The following is a 16,044-nucleotide window of genomic DNA, read 5'->3' as shown; positions in this document are numbered from 1 at the left end:
CATCGGGCCGCACGGACCGCGACGCGTCTCAGATCGGCTTGCCGTTCGATGTCACTCCCGAGCCGAGCCGAGCAGGGCTGAGCCGTACCAGTCCGAGGCGTCGGCCACCCCCGGCAGCGCGAGGAAGTAGCCACCGCCCGTCGTGGTGCTGAAGTCGGCGAACCGCTCGCCCTCCAGTCTCTTCTGCACGGTCGCGAACTGCCGCTTGATGTCCCGCTGGTAGCAGCAGAAGATCAGACCCACATCCAGCGTCCCGTCGGGTGCGAGGCCCCGGTCGATGTTGTAGCTCCGGCGCAGCAGGACCGAGTCCTCGCTCCCGGGGGTGCGCGGATTGGCCCGGCGGATGTGGGAGTCCAGCGGTGTGACCCGCCCCTGCGGGTCCCGCCCGTAGTCGGGCAGGTCGCTCTCTTTGCGTCCGTCGAGCGGCGCTCCGGTCGACTTGCGTCGCCCGAAGATTCGTTCCTGCTCGCCGAGGGGGACCCGGTCCCACGCCTCGGCCCGCAGCCGGATGGTGCGGAGAACCTGGTAGCTCCCGCCACGAGCCCAGCCCGGCCCTTCCGGCCCGACCCAGACCAGCCGGTTCATCTCCCGCGCCGAGGCCGTGTCCGGGTGCGCGGTGCCGTCCTTGAAGCCGACGAACGACCGCGGGGCGCCCTCGGGGCGCGGCGGGTTGAGGAAGCCGTTGGCCCGCCACCTGGTCCGCAGCAGTCCCGAGGTCTCCCGGGCAAGGTCCCGTACGACATGGAGGACGGCGTCCGGGTGCTGGGCGCAGACCTGCACCGAGAGATCGCCGTGGCAGCTTCCCGGATCGAGCCGGTCCCCCCGGAACTCCGGCATCAAGGCGAGTCCGGGCGGCAGCGCCCCCGCCAGCCCGTACCGCCCGTCGAACAGTGAGGCCCCCACCCCGACGGTGATGGTCAGCTGGTCCTCCGGGTCCCGCAATGCGGCCACGTCCGGGTCCTGCGGCGTGACACCCGCCGTCAGGGTGCGGCACCGCGCGGTCAGCTTCTTGAGAAGCGCCGTCAGCCCGGCGCGGTCGTGCGCGAGCACGTCGAAGGCTACGAACCCGCCGAACCGCTGCTGCCGGGTGAGGATCCCCGCTTGGTGCGCACCGTGGAACGGCACCCGCCCCGCGTCCGAGCCGACCGCCGGCGTGCCGGAAGCAGCGCCCACCGCCATCGTGCCGGTCAGCCCCGCAGCCCCGACGACACTCGCGGCTCCCTTCACGACGACACGCCGGCCGGGACAGCCTTCCCGGCGCTGGTCACTTTCCGTCATAGCCGTTCTCTCTTCGGGATCTGTACGGCCCGCTCTGGCCCACTCAGCACTACCCGGCGCAGACGATGGCTGATCGAGGAAGACCCCTCCCGCATCCGTATGGCCTATGGCGAGTGCGAGACCGGAAGAGCCGGTGTGCCGTTCAGCGGCCGGCAAGGGGCATCTTGGCCCGGGAACCAACAACCGTCCTCCGCACGAGGGCGGTCGCGACGCTCCGGGGATCTGGGCAGGGCTCCCGGAATGCGCAGGGGGGACGAGGAGCCGACACTGGAAGTTCAGTTGCCGCTTCAGGGCGCGGCGCGCGGTTCTTCGGGGTACGGCCCCGTCTCGGCGCCCTCTCCGGAGGCCACGAGCCGGCCACCCCAAACGGCGCGGGGCGCGGCTCCTCGGATCCCACGCTGAAAACGCAGCAGCCGGATGCGTCGCGGCCTGTTGTTGTGAGGTCACGCCAGTGTGGAGAGGAGGAAGTCATGAGGGTCGGAGTGCTGACCGGCGGAGGTGACTGCCCCGGTTTGAACGCGGTGATTCGCAGCGTTGTCCGCAAGGGTGTTCAGGAGTACGGCTTCGATTTCGTCGGTCTGCGCGACGGCTGGCTCGGTGCGCTCCGGAACGAAGTCCTGCCGCTGGACATCTCCGGTGTGCGGGGGATCCTTCCGCGCGGAGGAACCATCCTCGGCTCGTCCCGCACCAACCCGTTCAAGCACGAGGACGGGGTGCGGCGCATCCAGGACACTCTCGCCGCGCACCGTATCGACGCCCTCGTAGTGATCGGCGGCGAGGACACACTCGGCGTGGCGGCCGAACTGAACCGTCAGGGGATCCGCCTCGTCGGCGTGCCGAAGACGATCGACAACGACGTTCCCGGCACCGACTACACATTCGGTTTCGATACGGCCGTCGGCGTCGCGACCGAGGCCATCGACCGCCTCCACACCACCGCCGAGTCCCACAGACGCACCCTGGTGGTGGAAGTGATGGGGCGGCACTCCGGGTGGATCGCCCTGCACGCGGGTGTCGCGGGCGGCGCCAACGTGATCCTCGTCCCGGAGCGGCCGTTCGACATCGATCAGGTCTGTGCCTGGGTGAAGAGCCGGTTCGAGTTCAACTACGCGCCGATCGTCGTCGCGGCAGAGGGCGCCGTGCCCCGGGAGGGCCGGATGATCCTCAAGGACCGTTCGTTGGACGAGTACGGCCACGCGAGGCTGTCCGGTGTCGGCGAGTGGCTGGCCCAGGAGATCTCGCAGCGCACCGGCACGGACGCCCGTACGACGGTCCTCGGCTACGTCCAGCGCGGCGGAACTCCGAGCGCCTTCGACCGGTGGCTGGCCACACGCTTCGGGCTGCATGCCGTCGACGCGGTCAACGACGGAGACTTCGGCACGATGACGGCCCTGCGCGGCACCGACATCGTCCGTGTCCCCCTCCCTGATGCCGGGACGGGGACCAAGAGGGTGGATCCGTCGCTGTACGACGAGTTCGGAGTGTTCTTCGGCTGATCACCTCGCCTCCAGGTGGAGCGGGTCGAGCCCGGGCAGGGCAGCTGCCGGTCGGTGCGGAGCCGCTCCAGGGTGGCGTCCTGCTCGCGTCTCGGAGGACACCCTCGCCCGGTACTTCATGCCGGAGGGGGAGCGGTGCCCGCTGTCCGGAGAGTCGAACGCGACGCCGGTCGTGCCGAGGGAAGCCAGACACAGGTAACAGCTTCACCGCCCGTGCGCGGTCACGCAGCTGCGCAGACGGCCTCGACGAATTGGCCGACCTGGTCCTCGGGCAGGTGACGTGCGAGGTCCGCCTCGCTGATCATGCCGACCAGGCGATGGTCGTCGATGACCGGCAACCGCCGGATCCGGTGTACCTCCATTGTCCGGAGGACCTGGTCCGTCTCGGCTCCGGCGTCTATCGTGATCGGCTTGCCCTGCTCCAGGTGGCCGGCTGTCATGGTCTTTGGGTCCTTGCCCTTGGCGAGACACGCCACGACGATGTCGCGGTCCGTGATGATTCCGTGGAGCCGGTCGTCCGGGCCGCAGATCGGGAGGGCGCCGACGTCCAGTTCCTTCATCCTGCGCGCCGCGTCCTCCAGGGTTTCGTTCTCCTTGATGCAGGTGGCGCCGGCGTGCATGATCTCCTGGGCGGTGGTCATCTCGGTTCTCCTTCGTGTGTCGTCGGCGGCGGCGCGGGAGGCGGTCACGAAATCCGGCCTGTCCCGGCCATTCTTTGTCTTCGACTCCAGTGTCGGCTCGTCCTCGTGCCTGTGCATGCGGGGAACGGGCGGACGCCTCATGGTTTCCGTCCGCCCCGTAGGAGGTGAAGCGGGATCCCGTGCAGGTTCGCGACGGGCCCGTCGATGGCTTTCTTCGCGAGAACGGGCTCTGGCCAGTGAACCTGGTCGCACGGTCGAGTCGTCTTCCGGTGACCCGTCATCCCCGAGGCGGAGCGTCCGGATTCGTGCTCGCCCGCCCGGCGCCGACGCAGGTCGGCGACGGCCGGGCCGCTGATGCCGTCGGCCGCCGGCAGCGCGTGCTAGGCGACCACACGTGATGGCGCCCTTGTCCGTCGACACCGGGACATCGGGGCCCTTGCCGATCAAGCCAGTTGCCGCAGATCAGCACGCGGCGGACGACTGGTTTCGTAGTCCGAGGATAGTGACGCTGTGACGCCGAGCGGCCGCCGGGCCCTTTCGTGTCGTACGCGAAGTCGTCCGAACCTGCTGGGCCGAGAGTTCGGAGCCGTGGAAGAGGTCGTGCTCCGGCTGAAGGAGCTGTGACCGGCCTGTCAGCCGTGGCCGCGGCAGCCCTGTCAGGATGTATCGATGACCCGGCCGCTGATGTGTTCCGGCAGCAGCCGGATCCACAGGGGCCGCGAGCCGCCCGCCCAGGGGCGTGAACCCGCCCGGTCCGCGAGGGCGTTCATCGTTGCGGGATCCGTGACGTGCTCGGTCGTCCCCGTCAGCAGGACGCTCCAGCCGCAGGCCCGCGCCTCGTCGAGGTGGTCGGTCTCGAAGGACAGTGGTGTACCCGCGTCGACCGCCGGGACGCTTCCGGGCTGGGTCCGGTACACCACGCTCCGGCCGTCCACGAGATAGTTGACCGGGACGACCACGAGGGCGGTATCCCCGGGGAACGCCAGACGCCCGACCCCATGGGTGTCGAGCCGGTTCCAGCACTCGCGCTCCGTGAGTCGCCTCAGACGCGGATGGGCCCCGGCGCCACCCTGACCGGGCGGCGGCTCGACGCGTCCGTGGAGCAGTTCGAATGGTGTCATGTCCAGCGCCTCGGCCAGCCGGGTAAGCCCCTCGGGGTCGAAGTCTCCGTGCAGCGAAGCCAGCCCCCGCAGGTAGGACGGCGACATGTGCGCGCGGTGCGCGACCTCGGCCAGCGAGAGTCCCAGCTGGATTCGGCGCAGTTCCACCCGGTCGGCCGTGTCGTCCGACATCCTGGGTACGCCTTCGGCCCCGTCGTCCGGCGATGTTCGCTTGTCCCGCACCACCCTCGCCTCCTTCGCCGGGCCTCCCGGTACCGTTCCCAGAGGACCACAGGGTCTCGGCGTCCCGCCAGCGGTGGAGTGTCCGGCTGACCGGGCAGGCGACAGCAAACGTCTCCCTGAGGTTTCAGGCGCATTCCCCGGAAGACGGGGAGTCGTAGCGGTAGATCAGCAGGCGCGGGATGGTGCGGGCCCGGGAGACCCCGTACCTGAGCCGCACTCTGCCGGTCGGCCCCGTGGCCGACGGTGGGCAGCCATGATCAATCCCCGTCGCGGTGCCGAGGTGGATCGAGGCGGGCAGGCCGCCGGCCATCGCCCGTACGGGTCAGGTTCGGGTTGTTCGATTCCAGGGCCGGTGGGGAAGCGGAGAGGGAGAAATAACTCTCCTCCTCCTGGCTGAAGTGGAGACGCAAGACCGTGTGCAGCCCGTAGAGGCAGGCCCGCAGGTCGTCGAGTTGTTCCGGGCGCAGCGACCCGGACTCGTCCGCGAGTTGGAGATGGGTGGCGATGCGGCGGGCGAGGCGGTCGATTTCGGTGTGGGCGCGGCTCATGGTTTCGGTGTGTGCCGGGCCGCCGAGCTGTCTGCTCAGCGCCGGGTAGAGCTGCTGTTCCTCGGCGTGTTCATGGGGGAGCAGCCTCTCGGTGAGCAGACGGTCGATCTGGTGCAGCGTCTGCAGGGCCTGCGGTCCCTGGTCGGTGGAGATCAGGCCCGCGGCTTCTCTGATGGCGTCAAGGGTGTCCCGGAGGTCCTCGTGTTCCATCGCGAAACGCTGGATCAGCGTCTCGGTGTCGGTTTCGAGGGCGACCCGATTGCCCCGTGCCGGCAGGAGTGCACGGAGGGCGTTGAGGATGACAGCTGTGTCGATCGCTTCCTGCAGGAGTGCTCCGGGGGCCGGCCGCAGCCAGCCCAGCAGGGCGGCTGCCATGGCGGCCAGGGACATCACCATGCCGCCGACAGCGCTCTGCACGGCGATCCTGCGGGCCCGTACCGCGATTTCCATGGCATCGGCCAAGCGGTCCACCCGGTCGGTGGTCAGCACGATGTCAGCGGCTTCGGAGGTCGCGGTGGATCCCCGGGCACCCATGGCCACCCCGATGTCGGCGGTGGCCAGAGCGGGCGCGTCGTTGACGCCGTCGCCCACCATGATGGTGACGGCGCGGGCGCATTCCTCCCGAACCGCGGCGACCTTGTCGGCGGGCAGTTGTCCCGAGCGGACGTCGTCCAGGCCGAGTACGGCCCCGACCTCGAGTGCGGGCTCGGCGCGGTCGCCGGTGAGCATCAGCAGCCGGGTCAGCCCCGCTGTCCTCAGCCGTCGGACCGTGCGTGGGGCGTCGTGACGCAGGGGATCCTGAAGCAGTACGGCGCCGGCGAGAGCGTCATCGACGGTGAGCCAGGCGACGGCGGCGCCGTCGAGCAGGGCACGGTTGTCGACGGCCCGTGCCCAGCCGGGCAGGTCCTGTGAGGCGAGACCGGTCTTCCCGACGGTGACGCGGTGGCCGTCGACCGTACCGGCGGTTCCCCGTCCGGCTTCCTCGTCGGCCCGGTCGGGCATCGACAGGGTCAGCCCCCGGGCGCCTGCTTCGCGGACGATGGCCTCCGCCAGAATGTGCACGGAGATCTGATCCAGCGACGCGGCGAGCCGCAGTACCTCGGAGGTCGTCCTGCCCGGGGCCGCCGCGACCTCAAGCACACGCGGCCGGCCGGCGGTGAGGGTGCCGGTCTTGTCGATCACCAGTGTGCGAGCCCGTCCCAGCCTCTCCAGTGCCCCGCCGTCACGCACGATGACGCCCCTGCGGGCCGCCCTGGACAGTCCCGAGACGATTGCCACGGGGGCCGCCAGCAGCAACGGACAGGGCGTCGCGACGACCAGGACCGCCACCGCCCGCACCGCGGAACCGCTCACCGCCCAGGCGAGCCCGGCCATTCCCAGCGACAGGGGCAGGAACCACGCCGCGTAACGCTCCGCCAGCCGTACTGTCGGTGCCCGCTCGGCTCCGGCGTGCTGAGCCAACCGCACGATCTCCGCGTAGGTGCTCTCCTCCGCGGTCGCGCTCGCCTCCAGCTCGAAGACACCGCCCGCGTTGACCACGCCACTGCGCACGACGTCCGCGGTGCCGCGTTCCACCTGCGCGGACTCTCCTGTCAGCACCGACTCGTCGAGAAGTGCGGTACCGGCGGTGACCCGGCCGTCCACGGGCACCACCTCACCGGATCCGACCACGATCGTGTCGCCCACGGCCACATCCGCGAGAGCGACGACGGACACCGTCTGTCCCCTGCGGCGATGCGCCGATCTCGGGGCGTGCTCCAGCAGCGCCCTCAGATCGTGCGAGGCCCGGCGCTCGGCAGCCGCGTCGAGTGCCCGCCCGGTCGCCAGCATCAACGCGATCAGGGCGCCTGCCAGATACTCCCCGACCGCCAGCGTGCCGCCCAGCGCCAGCACGGCGATCAGGTCGACGCCCGCCCGCCTCTTACGCAACGCGGCCACGACCCAGCCGATCGCGGGGACCAAGGCGAGTGCCGTTCCCGCCACCCAGAAAGTGTCGGCGACAGTCCGGTCGCCGACCAGCCAGAAGATCCCGCCGACAAGCAGAGCGGCCGCCGTCGCGGCCAACAGCGCGGGTTCCAGCAGCCGCCGGGCATGCGCAGCCTGTTCTCTCCCACGCCGTCCCCGGATCCTTGCGTGTTCCACAGCGGTTCTCCGCCCATCGCGCGAAATGCCTCAGGCGCCATGAAAGCTTCCCGGGTCCCCTCTCTCCGTCCACCGCGCCAGGACAACGCGGCCGATCGGGGCACACCGTTGCGCGGGACAGCTCACCGCGGGGGGCGTCGTGACAGAGGGGACGGGACACCGGATGCGCTGTGCGCCGGCCGCACCGTCTCACCGGGGAAGCCGTGGGTGCGCCATGACCCGCCGTCAGGCAACACCGCGAATCCCTCGTAACCGTCCAGTGACTCCAGCCAGTCCTGTGCCGACTCTCCCTTCGCGAAGGCCGCGGTGGCGTAGGCGTCGGTCATCGTGAGCCCGTCGCCGGTGACGGTGACCGACGCCAGGCCGTCGGCGGGTACGGCGAGGTGCGGATTGACGATGTGGGTCCCGCGTTGAGCTGTTCCGGAGGTGGCGATGGCCAGGTCGCCACCCTCGACGACGGTGCAGAGTTCTCCGTGGCGCAGGGGGTGGGCGATCCCGACGCGCCAGGGAGTGCCTGGTGCCGCCTCGCCTCTCAGCCGCAGGTCACCGCCGCCGTTCAGACAGGTGTTGCGGGCCCCCGCCTCGTACAGGATCCGGGACGCGCCCTCCACCGCCCAGCCCTTGACCAGCCCCGACGGGTCGAGGACCCCGGTCGCGAGATGGCTGAACCAGCCGCCGCTGGTCCGCACCGCGTCCCGGCAGAGATCAAGGACCTCGCGTACCTCCGAGGAGCAGTCGGCGGGTCCGATCTCGTGCCCGGCCAGACGGCTGACGGCGCTGTCGGGCCGGTACGGGGAGTACACCTCGTCGACATGGTGCAGCCAGGACACCGCTTCGCTCAGTGCCGCCTCGATCGCGGGGGCGCGTCCGTCCCGGATGTCGAAGGAGACGACGGTGCCCATGACGTGCTCGACATGGCGCAGACCGCGCCCGGTGTCAGGCACCGGCCCTGTCCAATGCGCTCTGGAGGGACTGGATGTACCCCTGGCTGGTGTAGCTCGCCCCGGAGACGGCGTCGATGTGCGCACTGTGTGTGGCCAGAGCCTCCTTCGTCAGGCGTGGCACGGCGTACGCGGCGATCTGCTGGTCGCGTCCGTTGCCGGACGGCACCTGGATCACCTTGACGTCCGTCAGCTTCCCGGCCTTGACGGTGGCCGCGACCTGCACCGTGCCGTACTGGGTGGACACGGCGTCACCCGTGTAGGTGCCGGTGCCCGGCCGGGACCCGCCCGGTGGTGCCGCCGGCCCGGTCGGGGCCGGTGACGTCCCCGCCGGTGGTGACGCACCGCCCACCGGGGTGGCCGGCTGGTGCGGTTTGAGGGTAAGGAGCAGGACGACGAGGGCGCTGGTCGACGCCGCGGCGAGTACGGCTCTGCGCATGGTGGGCGCTGCGCGCACGGTGGGCCTCCTCAGAACTCGAACGACTCGTGGTGGATGTGACGGCGGGGCACACCGGCGTCACGCAGTGCGTGCTTGGCGGTGTCGGTCATCCCGGGCGGACCGCACAGATACACCTCGTGGGCCGCGAGGTCCGGTACCAGGGAGCTCAGCGCACTCGCCGTCAGTGGGGAGCGGCTGGTGGCGGGTTCGCCCGCGACGTAGTGCACGACGGCCCCCCGCGCCGCCGCTACGGAGTCGAGTTCGGCGCACAGCGCCATGTCCTGCGGACGGCGGGCCCGGTAGATCAGGGTCACCTCTCCCGGGAGGGTCTCGAAGAGGGCCCGGAGAGGGGTGATGCCCACGCCGCCCGCCAGCAGCAGGATCTTGCGCGATCTGCTGCGGGCCGCGGTGAAGGCGCCGTACGGTCCCTCCGCCCACACCCGGGTGCCCGGCCGAAGTCCCGCCAGCGCCGCGCTGTGCTTTCCCGTCGCCTTCACGGTGATCCGCAGATGACGGGGGAGGGGCGGGGCGGAGAGGGAGTACGGATTGGCGGTCCACCACAGGCCGGGTGCCAGGAAGCGCCAGCGGAAGAACTGCCCCGGCCGTGCGTTCAGTTCGTCCAGGTGCTGCCCCGTCAGGTGCACCGAGACGATGCCGGGGGCTTCGTGCCGGACGTCCGCCACCCGCAGCCGGTGACGGAGCGAACGCCGTACGGGGACCAGGAAGCGGTACCAGCCGATGAGGGCGGCTACCCCGAGATACAGCGTGTACCAGGCCGCCTGGGCGGTCGGGTGCCCGACGAAGTCGGCACCGTTGCTCAGCTGGTGGAAGAAGGCGAGGAAGACGGCCAGATAGGTCGCGAAGTGCAGATAGTGCCAGGTCTCGTAGCTCATCCTGCGGCGCGCGGCGCGGGCCGAGACGAACGCGGTGACGACGAAGAGCACGAAGGCGGCGGTGGCCTTGAGCATGTCCGGATAGTGGAACACCAGTGTGCTCGTCTGACTCACCGGCCCGTCGCCCGACGTGAGCGCGTATCCCCAGATGATCAGCAGGGTGTGGGCGAGGATCAGCGAGATCGTGTAGCGACCGCCGAGGGCGTGCCAGCGCGCCAGCCGGTCGGTGCCGATGCTGTGGTCGAGCAGGGGGACGCGGGCCATCAGCGCCACCAGCACCGCACAGGCGTAGCCCGCGAGAAGTCCGGTGATCCGGCCCGCGTCCGTCAGCCACGCGCCTGCGCCCACCACCGACGCGGTGTGACTCCACCACAGGCCGACGACTCCCGCGGCGCCCAGCCAGATCACGGCCTGCACCACCAGGGGCACCACCGAACGCGGACGTCGCAGTCGCGGGGCACGGTCCGCACGGTGTCGCGCGGGGGTCGTGGTAGTCATGGGCCTTCTTTCCGCCGGGTGCTGACCACCGTCGCAACGCGACCTCTGAGGCTCCTCTGAAAGAGGTCACCGCGGCCGTATTCAGAGGAAACTCAGAGCGAGCCCAGAACGCCACGGCCCCGGTTCGGAGGGATGCTGGAGAGACCATGGACGACCGAAGCTCTCCGCCCCGCACCCCGCACAGCGGCGACGGCGGCCCCGTGCGGGTCCTCGTCGTCGACGACGAGCCGGACCTCACTGAAGTCCTCTCCGGCGCCCTGTCGGGTGAGGGCTGGCAGGTGCGCACCGCCGCCGACGGCGCTTCCGCCGTGGAGACCGCCCGGACGTTCCGTCCCCACGCCGTCGTCCTGGACTGGATGCTGCCCGACATGGACGGTCTCCACGTACTGCGCCGCCTGCGTGGCGATCTGGACAACGTGTGTGTGCTGTTCCTGACCGCACGCGATTCCGTCCAGGACCGGGTCGCCGGAATCACCGCGGGCGGCGACGACTACGTGACCAAGCCCTTCAGCCTGGAAGAGGTCCTGGCCCGGCTGCGCGGCCTGCTCCGCCGGGCCGGTACGGCGCGCGAGCCGAGCGGTGACAGGCTGGTCGTCGGGGAACTGGTGATGGACGAGGACGCCCGGGAGGTCACCCGCGCGGGCGAGATCGTGGAGCTGTCCCGTACGGAGTTCGAGCTCCTGCGATTCCTGATGCGCAATCCGCGCCGAGTGCTCTCCAAGGCACAGATCCTCGACCGTGTCTGGTCCTACGACTTCGGAGGGCGCGCGCATGTCGTGGAGCTGTACATCAGTTATCTGCGCAAGAAGATCGACGCCGGCCGGCCCGCGATGATCCACACCGTGCGCGGCGTGGGCTATGTGCTCAAGCCGGAGTGCTGATGCGCCCGCGGTTTCCCCGGGTCCCGCTGCCGCGCACCCTGCGGAGCCAGCTGACCACCGGAATGGTCGTTCTGCTCGCCCTCGCGTGCCTGGCGGTGGGATTCTCCACCGTCCTCGCGCTCGAAGGCTTCCTCGTGAGGCGCCTCGACCAGCAACTCGCCGCCTCCGGAGGACGATTCGCGGAAAGCCTGGAGCACGAGTCCCCGCCCGACGCCGACAACATGCCCGACACCCGCGGTCAGTCCGAAGGCACATTCGGCGCCCGGCTGCTGACCGGGTCCGTCATTCAGGCCGCGGTCGTCAGGGACGAGACGGACGCCGAAGTCCCACTGGACCCCGCCGACCGACGGACACTCGAACAGCTGCCCGTCGATGGGGAAGCCCACAGCCGCAGACTGTCCGCACTGGGCCTCTACCGCCTCACCGCCGTCCGGGGTGACGACAAGGATGTCGTCGTCACCGGACTGCCCCTACGCCCCGTCGAGGAGACGGTGCGCCGGCTCGAAGGGGTGGAGGCGGTGGTGTTCGCCGCCGCCCTCGCGGTCACCGGGATTCTCGGAGCGCTCTGGGTGCGCTTCTCGCTGCGTCCACTGAACCGGGTGACCAGTACCGCGGTGAGCGTGGCGGAGCGGCCGCTGGCCAGCGGCGAGGTCGCCATGCCGGAGCCGGTAGCGGTCGGTGACCCCAGGACCGAGGTGGGGCAGGTCGGTACGGCCGTCAACCGCATGCTCGGCCACGTGGGCGACGCCCTGGAGCGCCGTCAGGCCGGCGAGCAACGCCTGCGGCACTTCGCCGCGGACGCGAGTCACGAGCTGCGAACACCTGTGGCCAACATCCGTGGGCACGCGGAACTCGCACTCCGGACCAGGAGTCCCGTACCGCCCGAGGTGCGCCGCGCACTGGACCGCATCCAGTCCGAGTCCGAACGCATGAGCCGCCTGGTGGACGACCTGCTGCTGCTCGCCCGGATCGACGCCGGCCGTGCCCTCAGCCGCTCCCGGGTCGACCTGACGCGGCTGGTCCTCGACGCCACGGACGACGCGCGGGCCGCAGGCCCGGATCACCTTTGGCAGCTGGATCTGCCGCAGGGGTCCGTGACGACGGAGGGGGACGAGCACCGTCTGTACCAGGCCATCGGGAATCTGCTCGCCAACGCGCGCACCCATACCCCCGCGGGTACCGAGGTCACTGTCCGGCTCTCAGCGGAAGCGAGCCGTATCGGGCTGACGGTGACGGACAACGGCCCGGGCATCGAGGAGGGGCTTCTGCCCGAGGTCTTCGGGCGCTTTGCCCGCGGCGACCACGCCCGCTCGCGCACGACGGGCAGTACCGGATTGGGCCTGGCCATTGTCTACGCGGTCGTCACGGCCCACGGGGGCACGGTTGAGGTCGAGAGCCGGCCCGGCCGCACAGTGTTCACCATGACGTTGCCGGCCTCGCCCCCGGACACGGCGCCGACCTCCGGGTGAAGCCGTACCGGTCGCGAACGCCGCACGGGCCGATCCCGCCCGCACCACCATGTCTTCACCGGGTCACGTTCCGGCCGTCGGCGCCGGAACGGTCCTGCGCCGGCGCGGACCGTACGGGTGCGCGGCTCGAAGCTCGCCGGTAGGTCGGGAACCTCGTCCCAACCGTCCGGACCGGCGGTCACAGCAGGGCTCAGGAGGACGGCCCCCTCCCGACGGATTCATCCGGGCCGGTGACGGCCGGCGGATGTTCGAGGTCCTCGGAGACCGCGACGACACCGTCCACGCTGCCGCACAGTCGCAAGAGCACCGCGATGGTGTGCTCCTCGTCGACCGAGCCGTGCAGCGAGACCCGTCCCTGTTCGACCTCGACCGTGACGGCGGACGGCGCCAGACCCAGGGTGCGCGCCAGGATGTCGCGCGTGATCTCCTCGTGGATGGCGCTGTCCTGCCGGAGAAAGACCCGCAGCAGGTCGGACCGGCTGACGATGCCCAGCAGAGTGTCCGTCTCGTCCACCACGGGCAGACGTTTGACGTGCCGGTCGGCCATGACGCGCGCGGCCTCCACGACCGTCCACCGGGGGTACGCGCACAGCGCCGGAGCGGACATGATCTCCGCGGCGACCACGCCTTCGGCCCTGGCTCGCTCCCACGCGTCGAGGTGGGGCAGGGGCGTTCTGCCGGACTGATCGGACCTGTTGGCCGCCTTGCGCAGCAAGTCGGCCTCGGAGACGACACCGACCGGTCGGCCGCCGTCGTCCAGCACGGGTACGGCGCTGACGCCGTGATCCGACAGGGCTCTGGCGATTTCCTTGAAGGGCGTGTCGAGCCGCACGCTCACGACGTCGCGGGTCATGAGTTCACCGATACTGCGGTGCTCCATGTCCTGCACTCCTTCCGGCGTGTCGCCGACTCTCCTGGGGTGCCGCCCTCTGGCCGGGCCACACCCTCAAGCGTGACCCCCTCCGTGCGGCATCGCATGTGCGACTCGGCCCCGACGGGCGGCGACAGGGCCCGGTCCGGTCTGCCACAGGGGGTCGACCCGGCTCCGGGAGGGGGACGAACGGCCCGCACGGGGGATGGCCCCTCCAGGGGAGGCGGGGTCCCGTGGGGGCCGCAAACGTGTTACCAAGAGCCATGCCCGCACTCTCCCCTCCCGCCCGCACCTCGTACGACGCCGTGATCGTCGGCGGTGGCCACAACGGACTGGTCGCCGCCGCCTATCTCGCCGGAGCCGGCCGCACCGTGCTGGTCCTGGAGCGCCTCGGCCACACCGGCGGCGCCGCCGTCTCCACCCGACCCTTCGCCGGTGTCGACGCGCGCCTCTCGCGCTACTCGTACCTGGTGTCCCTGCTGCCCCGGAAGATCGTGGACGAGCTGGGGCTGCGGTTCGCCGTACGGAAGCGGACCGTCTCCTCCTACACACCGGCCGAGCGCGGCGGCAGGGCGACCGGACTGCTCGTGGGCGGTGGCGCCGAGCGTACGAGGGAGTCCTTCGCGGCACTGACCGGCGGCGACAGCGAGTACGCGGCCTGGCAGTCGTTCTACGCCTCGACCCTCCGGGTCGCCGAGCGTGTCTTCCCGACCCTCACCGAACCGCTGCCCGCACGGGCCGAGTTGCGCTCCCGGATCGACGACGAGGCCGCCTGGCGCATGCTGTTCGAGGAACCGATCGGGGTCGCGATCGAGGAACGGTTCGCCGACGACCTCGTACGAGGCGTCGTCCTGACGGACGCGCTGATCGGCACCTTCGCCGACGCCCACGACCCGAGCCTCCTGCAGAACCGCTGCTTCCTGTACCACGTGGTGGGCGGCGGCACCGGCGACTGGGACGTGCCCGTCGGCGGCATGGGCGCGCTCACCGACGCACTCGCCGACGCGGCCCGTGCGGCCGGCGCAGACATCGTCACCGGACACGAGGCGACCCGCGTCGAGACGGACGGCGCCCACGCCGAGGTCACCTTCTGTACGGAGGAGGGCGCCACCGGGAGCGTCGCCGCGCGCCACGTCCTCGTCAACGCCTCCCCGCAGGCGCTCGCCACCCTCCTCGGTGACGCACCGCCCGCCCCGGCCGCCGAGGGCGCCCAGCTGAAGGTCAACATGCTGCTGCGCCGCCTGCCGCGGCTGCGCGACCGGAGCGTCGACCCGCGCGACGCGTTCGCCGGGACGTTCCACATCGCCGAGGGATACGGGCAGTTGGCGACGGCGTACGCGGAGGCGGCCGGCGGCACGCTCCCCTCGGCGCCGCCCTCCGAGATCTACTGCCACTCGCTGACCGACCCGTCGATCCTGGCCCCCGAACTCGCGGCGCGGGGCTGTCAGACCCTCACCCTCTTCGGACTGCACACACCCGCGCGGCTGTTCACCGAGGACAACGACGCCGTACGCGACGAACTGCTCAAGGCGACCCTCGACCAGCTCGACGCGCACCTCGCGGAACCGATCACCGACTGTCTCGCCGTGGACGGCGACGGCCGGCCCTGCATCGAGGCGAAGACGCCCCTGGACCTGGAACGCGAACTGCGGCTGCCCGGCGGCCATATCTTCCACCGCGATCTCGCCTTCCCCCACGCCACGGCCGAGACGGGCCGCTGGGGCGTGGAGACGGCGCACGCGAACGTGCTGCTGTGCGGTGCGGGCGCCGTACGGGGCGGCGGCGTCAGCGGCGTACCCGGCCACAACGCGGCGATGGCGGTGCTGGAGGCGGGCCGGGCCCCGGCCGGCTGAGCCGGGATCCGGCCGCGGACAGCCCTTACCGGGTGACGTTCTTCATCCCGACGGACGCGACGCGCCCGATGTCGTCGAACAGGATGTCGGCCGTGGAGCCGCCGGGCATGTCGGCGCTGATCCGGTCCGCCTCCTGACGCCACGTCACCCCGTGGTGGTCGAAGTACCCGGCCACCACGGCGCGGGCCGAACTCCCGCCGAACAGGCCCGTGCCCGTCAGCAGCACACGCGGCAACGTGATGGCGTCGGGCACGGCACGCGGCACCTGCGGGTCGTCCGGCACCATGTAGAGACGGCCCTCGGGGGAGGCCTGCACGCCGATGTAGCCGGAGGCGCCGAGCGCGCCCATCGCCCCGAACGCGAGCGTCTCGACCGCGAAGCGCGGGTCGTCGAACGCCGACAGGTCGACCAGATCGGTCGTGAACTCGGGGATGCCGTGCGCCGCGCCCAGCCGCCGTATCTCGTCCGCCGCGCCGACGACGGGCGTTCCCCCGAAGCCGGGGTTCGCCCAGCCCCACAGCCACGAGCCCTCCGAGGTGTCGAAGCTCCCCAGCACCGAGATCCGCAGATCGCGTTCCGCCTGACGGTAGAGGCGCTGGTCGAGATCGGCCGTCCACGCCCCGGCCGGCATGAACTCGTTGAAGGCTTCGAGCTGTTGGGCTCCCCAGGCGGCGTGCCGCTCGGTGGTCCGGAGAAAGGCGTCGCTGAAGGTGGTGGTCGCAGTCACCCCGGAAACCCTAGTGCGCGGGCG

At 71.0% G+C, this 16,044-nt stretch carries 13 protein-coding genes; 4 read left to right on the top strand and 9 right to left on the bottom strand.

The features are described from left to right. Positions 1-51 precede the first annotated feature (51 nt). Positions 52-1,278, bottom strand: a complete 1,227-nt coding sequence (locus tag GXP76_RS02655) for a Dyp-type peroxidase (protein ID WP_242569751.1) — start codon at positions 1,276-1,278, stop codon at positions 52-54. A gap of 470 nt (positions 1,279-1,748) precedes the next feature. Here GXP76_RS02655 and GXP76_RS02650 point away from each other — a divergent pair, with 470 nt between their 5' ends. Then, positions 1,749-2,774, top strand: coding sequence for a 6-phosphofructokinase (locus GXP76_RS02650; RefSeq protein WP_242569750.1), 1,026 nt, complete (start codon positions 1,749-1,751; stop codon positions 2,772-2,774). A gap of 221 nt (positions 2,775-2,995) precedes the next feature. Here the strand turns inward: GXP76_RS02650 and GXP76_RS02645 are convergent, their stop codons facing one another. From GXP76_RS02645 to GXP76_RS02620, 6 genes are all read right to left on the bottom strand, one after another. Beyond that, positions 2,996-3,415 carry a CBS domain-containing protein gene (locus GXP76_RS02645; RefSeq protein WP_242569749.1) on the bottom strand — a complete coding sequence of 140 codons (420 nt, stop codon included), beginning with the start codon at positions 3,413-3,415 and terminating at the stop codon, positions 2,996-2,998. 656 nt (positions 3,416-4,071) lie between these two features. Beyond that, positions 4,072-4,758, bottom strand: coding sequence for a pyridoxamine 5'-phosphate oxidase family protein (locus GXP76_RS02640; RefSeq protein ID WP_242569748.1), 687 nt, complete (start codon positions 4,756-4,758; stop codon positions 4,072-4,074). A gap of 257 nt (positions 4,759-5,015) precedes the next feature. Then, the gene (locus GXP76_RS02635) at positions 5,016-7,448 is read right to left on the bottom strand and encodes a heavy metal translocating P-type ATPase (RefSeq protein ID WP_374359678.1); all 2,433 of its coding nucleotides are present in this window, start codon (positions 7,446-7,448) and stop codon (positions 5,016-5,018) included. A 122-nt stretch (positions 7,449-7,570) separates the two neighbouring features. Then, positions 7,571-8,350, bottom strand: a complete 780-nt coding sequence (locus GXP76_RS02630; RefSeq protein ID WP_277992914.1) for an FAD:protein FMN transferase — start codon at positions 8,348-8,350, stop codon at positions 7,571-7,573. A 34-nt stretch (positions 8,351-8,384) separates the two neighbouring features. Continuing rightward, on the bottom strand, positions 8,385-8,828 hold the full coding sequence (locus GXP76_RS02625) for an FMN-binding protein (RefSeq protein ID WP_242569795.1): 444 nt from the start codon (positions 8,826-8,828) through the stop codon (positions 8,385-8,387). Positions 8,829-8,857: 29 nt separating this feature from the next. After that, entirely contained in the window at positions 8,858-10,219 is a 1,362-nt protein-coding gene (locus tag GXP76_RS02620; RefSeq protein ID WP_242569746.1) for a ferric reductase-like transmembrane domain-containing protein, read from the bottom strand. Positions 10,220-10,365: 146 nt separating this feature from the next. Between GXP76_RS02620 and GXP76_RS02615 the strand changes: the two genes are divergently transcribed. Further along, on the top strand, positions 10,366-11,100 hold the full coding sequence (locus tag GXP76_RS02615; RefSeq protein ID WP_242569745.1) for a response regulator transcription factor: 735 nt from the start codon (positions 10,366-10,368) through the stop codon (positions 11,098-11,100). After that, positions 11,100-12,569, top strand: coding sequence for a cell wall metabolism sensor histidine kinase WalK (locus tag GXP76_RS02610; protein WP_242569744.1), 1,470 nt, complete (start codon positions 11,100-11,102; stop codon positions 12,567-12,569). Before GXP76_RS02615 ends, GXP76_RS02610 begins: the two co-directional genes overlap by 1 nt. A 190-nt stretch (positions 12,570-12,759) precedes the next feature. Here GXP76_RS02610 and GXP76_RS02605 read toward each other — a convergent pair whose 3' ends face one another. Further along, a complete protein-coding gene (locus GXP76_RS02605) occupies positions 12,760-13,449 on the bottom strand; it encodes a CBS domain-containing protein (RefSeq protein WP_242569743.1) in 690 nt (229 codons plus the stop codon). Positions 13,450-13,703: 254 nt separating this feature from the next. On the opposite strand from GXP76_RS02605, the gene GXP76_RS02600 reads away from it, so the two are divergent. Next, entirely contained in the window at positions 13,704-15,293 is a 1,590-nt protein-coding gene (locus GXP76_RS02600; protein WP_242569742.1) for an NAD(P)/FAD-dependent oxidoreductase, read from the top strand. A 25-nt stretch (positions 15,294-15,318) separates the two neighbouring features. Here GXP76_RS02600 and GXP76_RS02595 read toward each other — a convergent pair whose 3' ends face one another. Beyond that, the gene (locus GXP76_RS02595; protein WP_242569741.1) at positions 15,319-16,020 is read right to left on the bottom strand and encodes a DUF6882 domain-containing protein; all 702 of its coding nucleotides are present in this window, start codon (positions 16,018-16,020) and stop codon (positions 15,319-15,321) included. Positions 16,021-16,044 lie beyond the last annotated feature (24 nt).

This window comes from Streptomyces sp. NP-1717 (assembly GCF_022695985.1).
In the GTDB taxonomy this organism is placed as follows: Bacteria; Actinomycetota; Actinomycetes; order Streptomycetales; family Streptomycetaceae; genus Streptomyces.
This window is presented reverse-complemented; position numbering and strand designations above follow the sequence as displayed.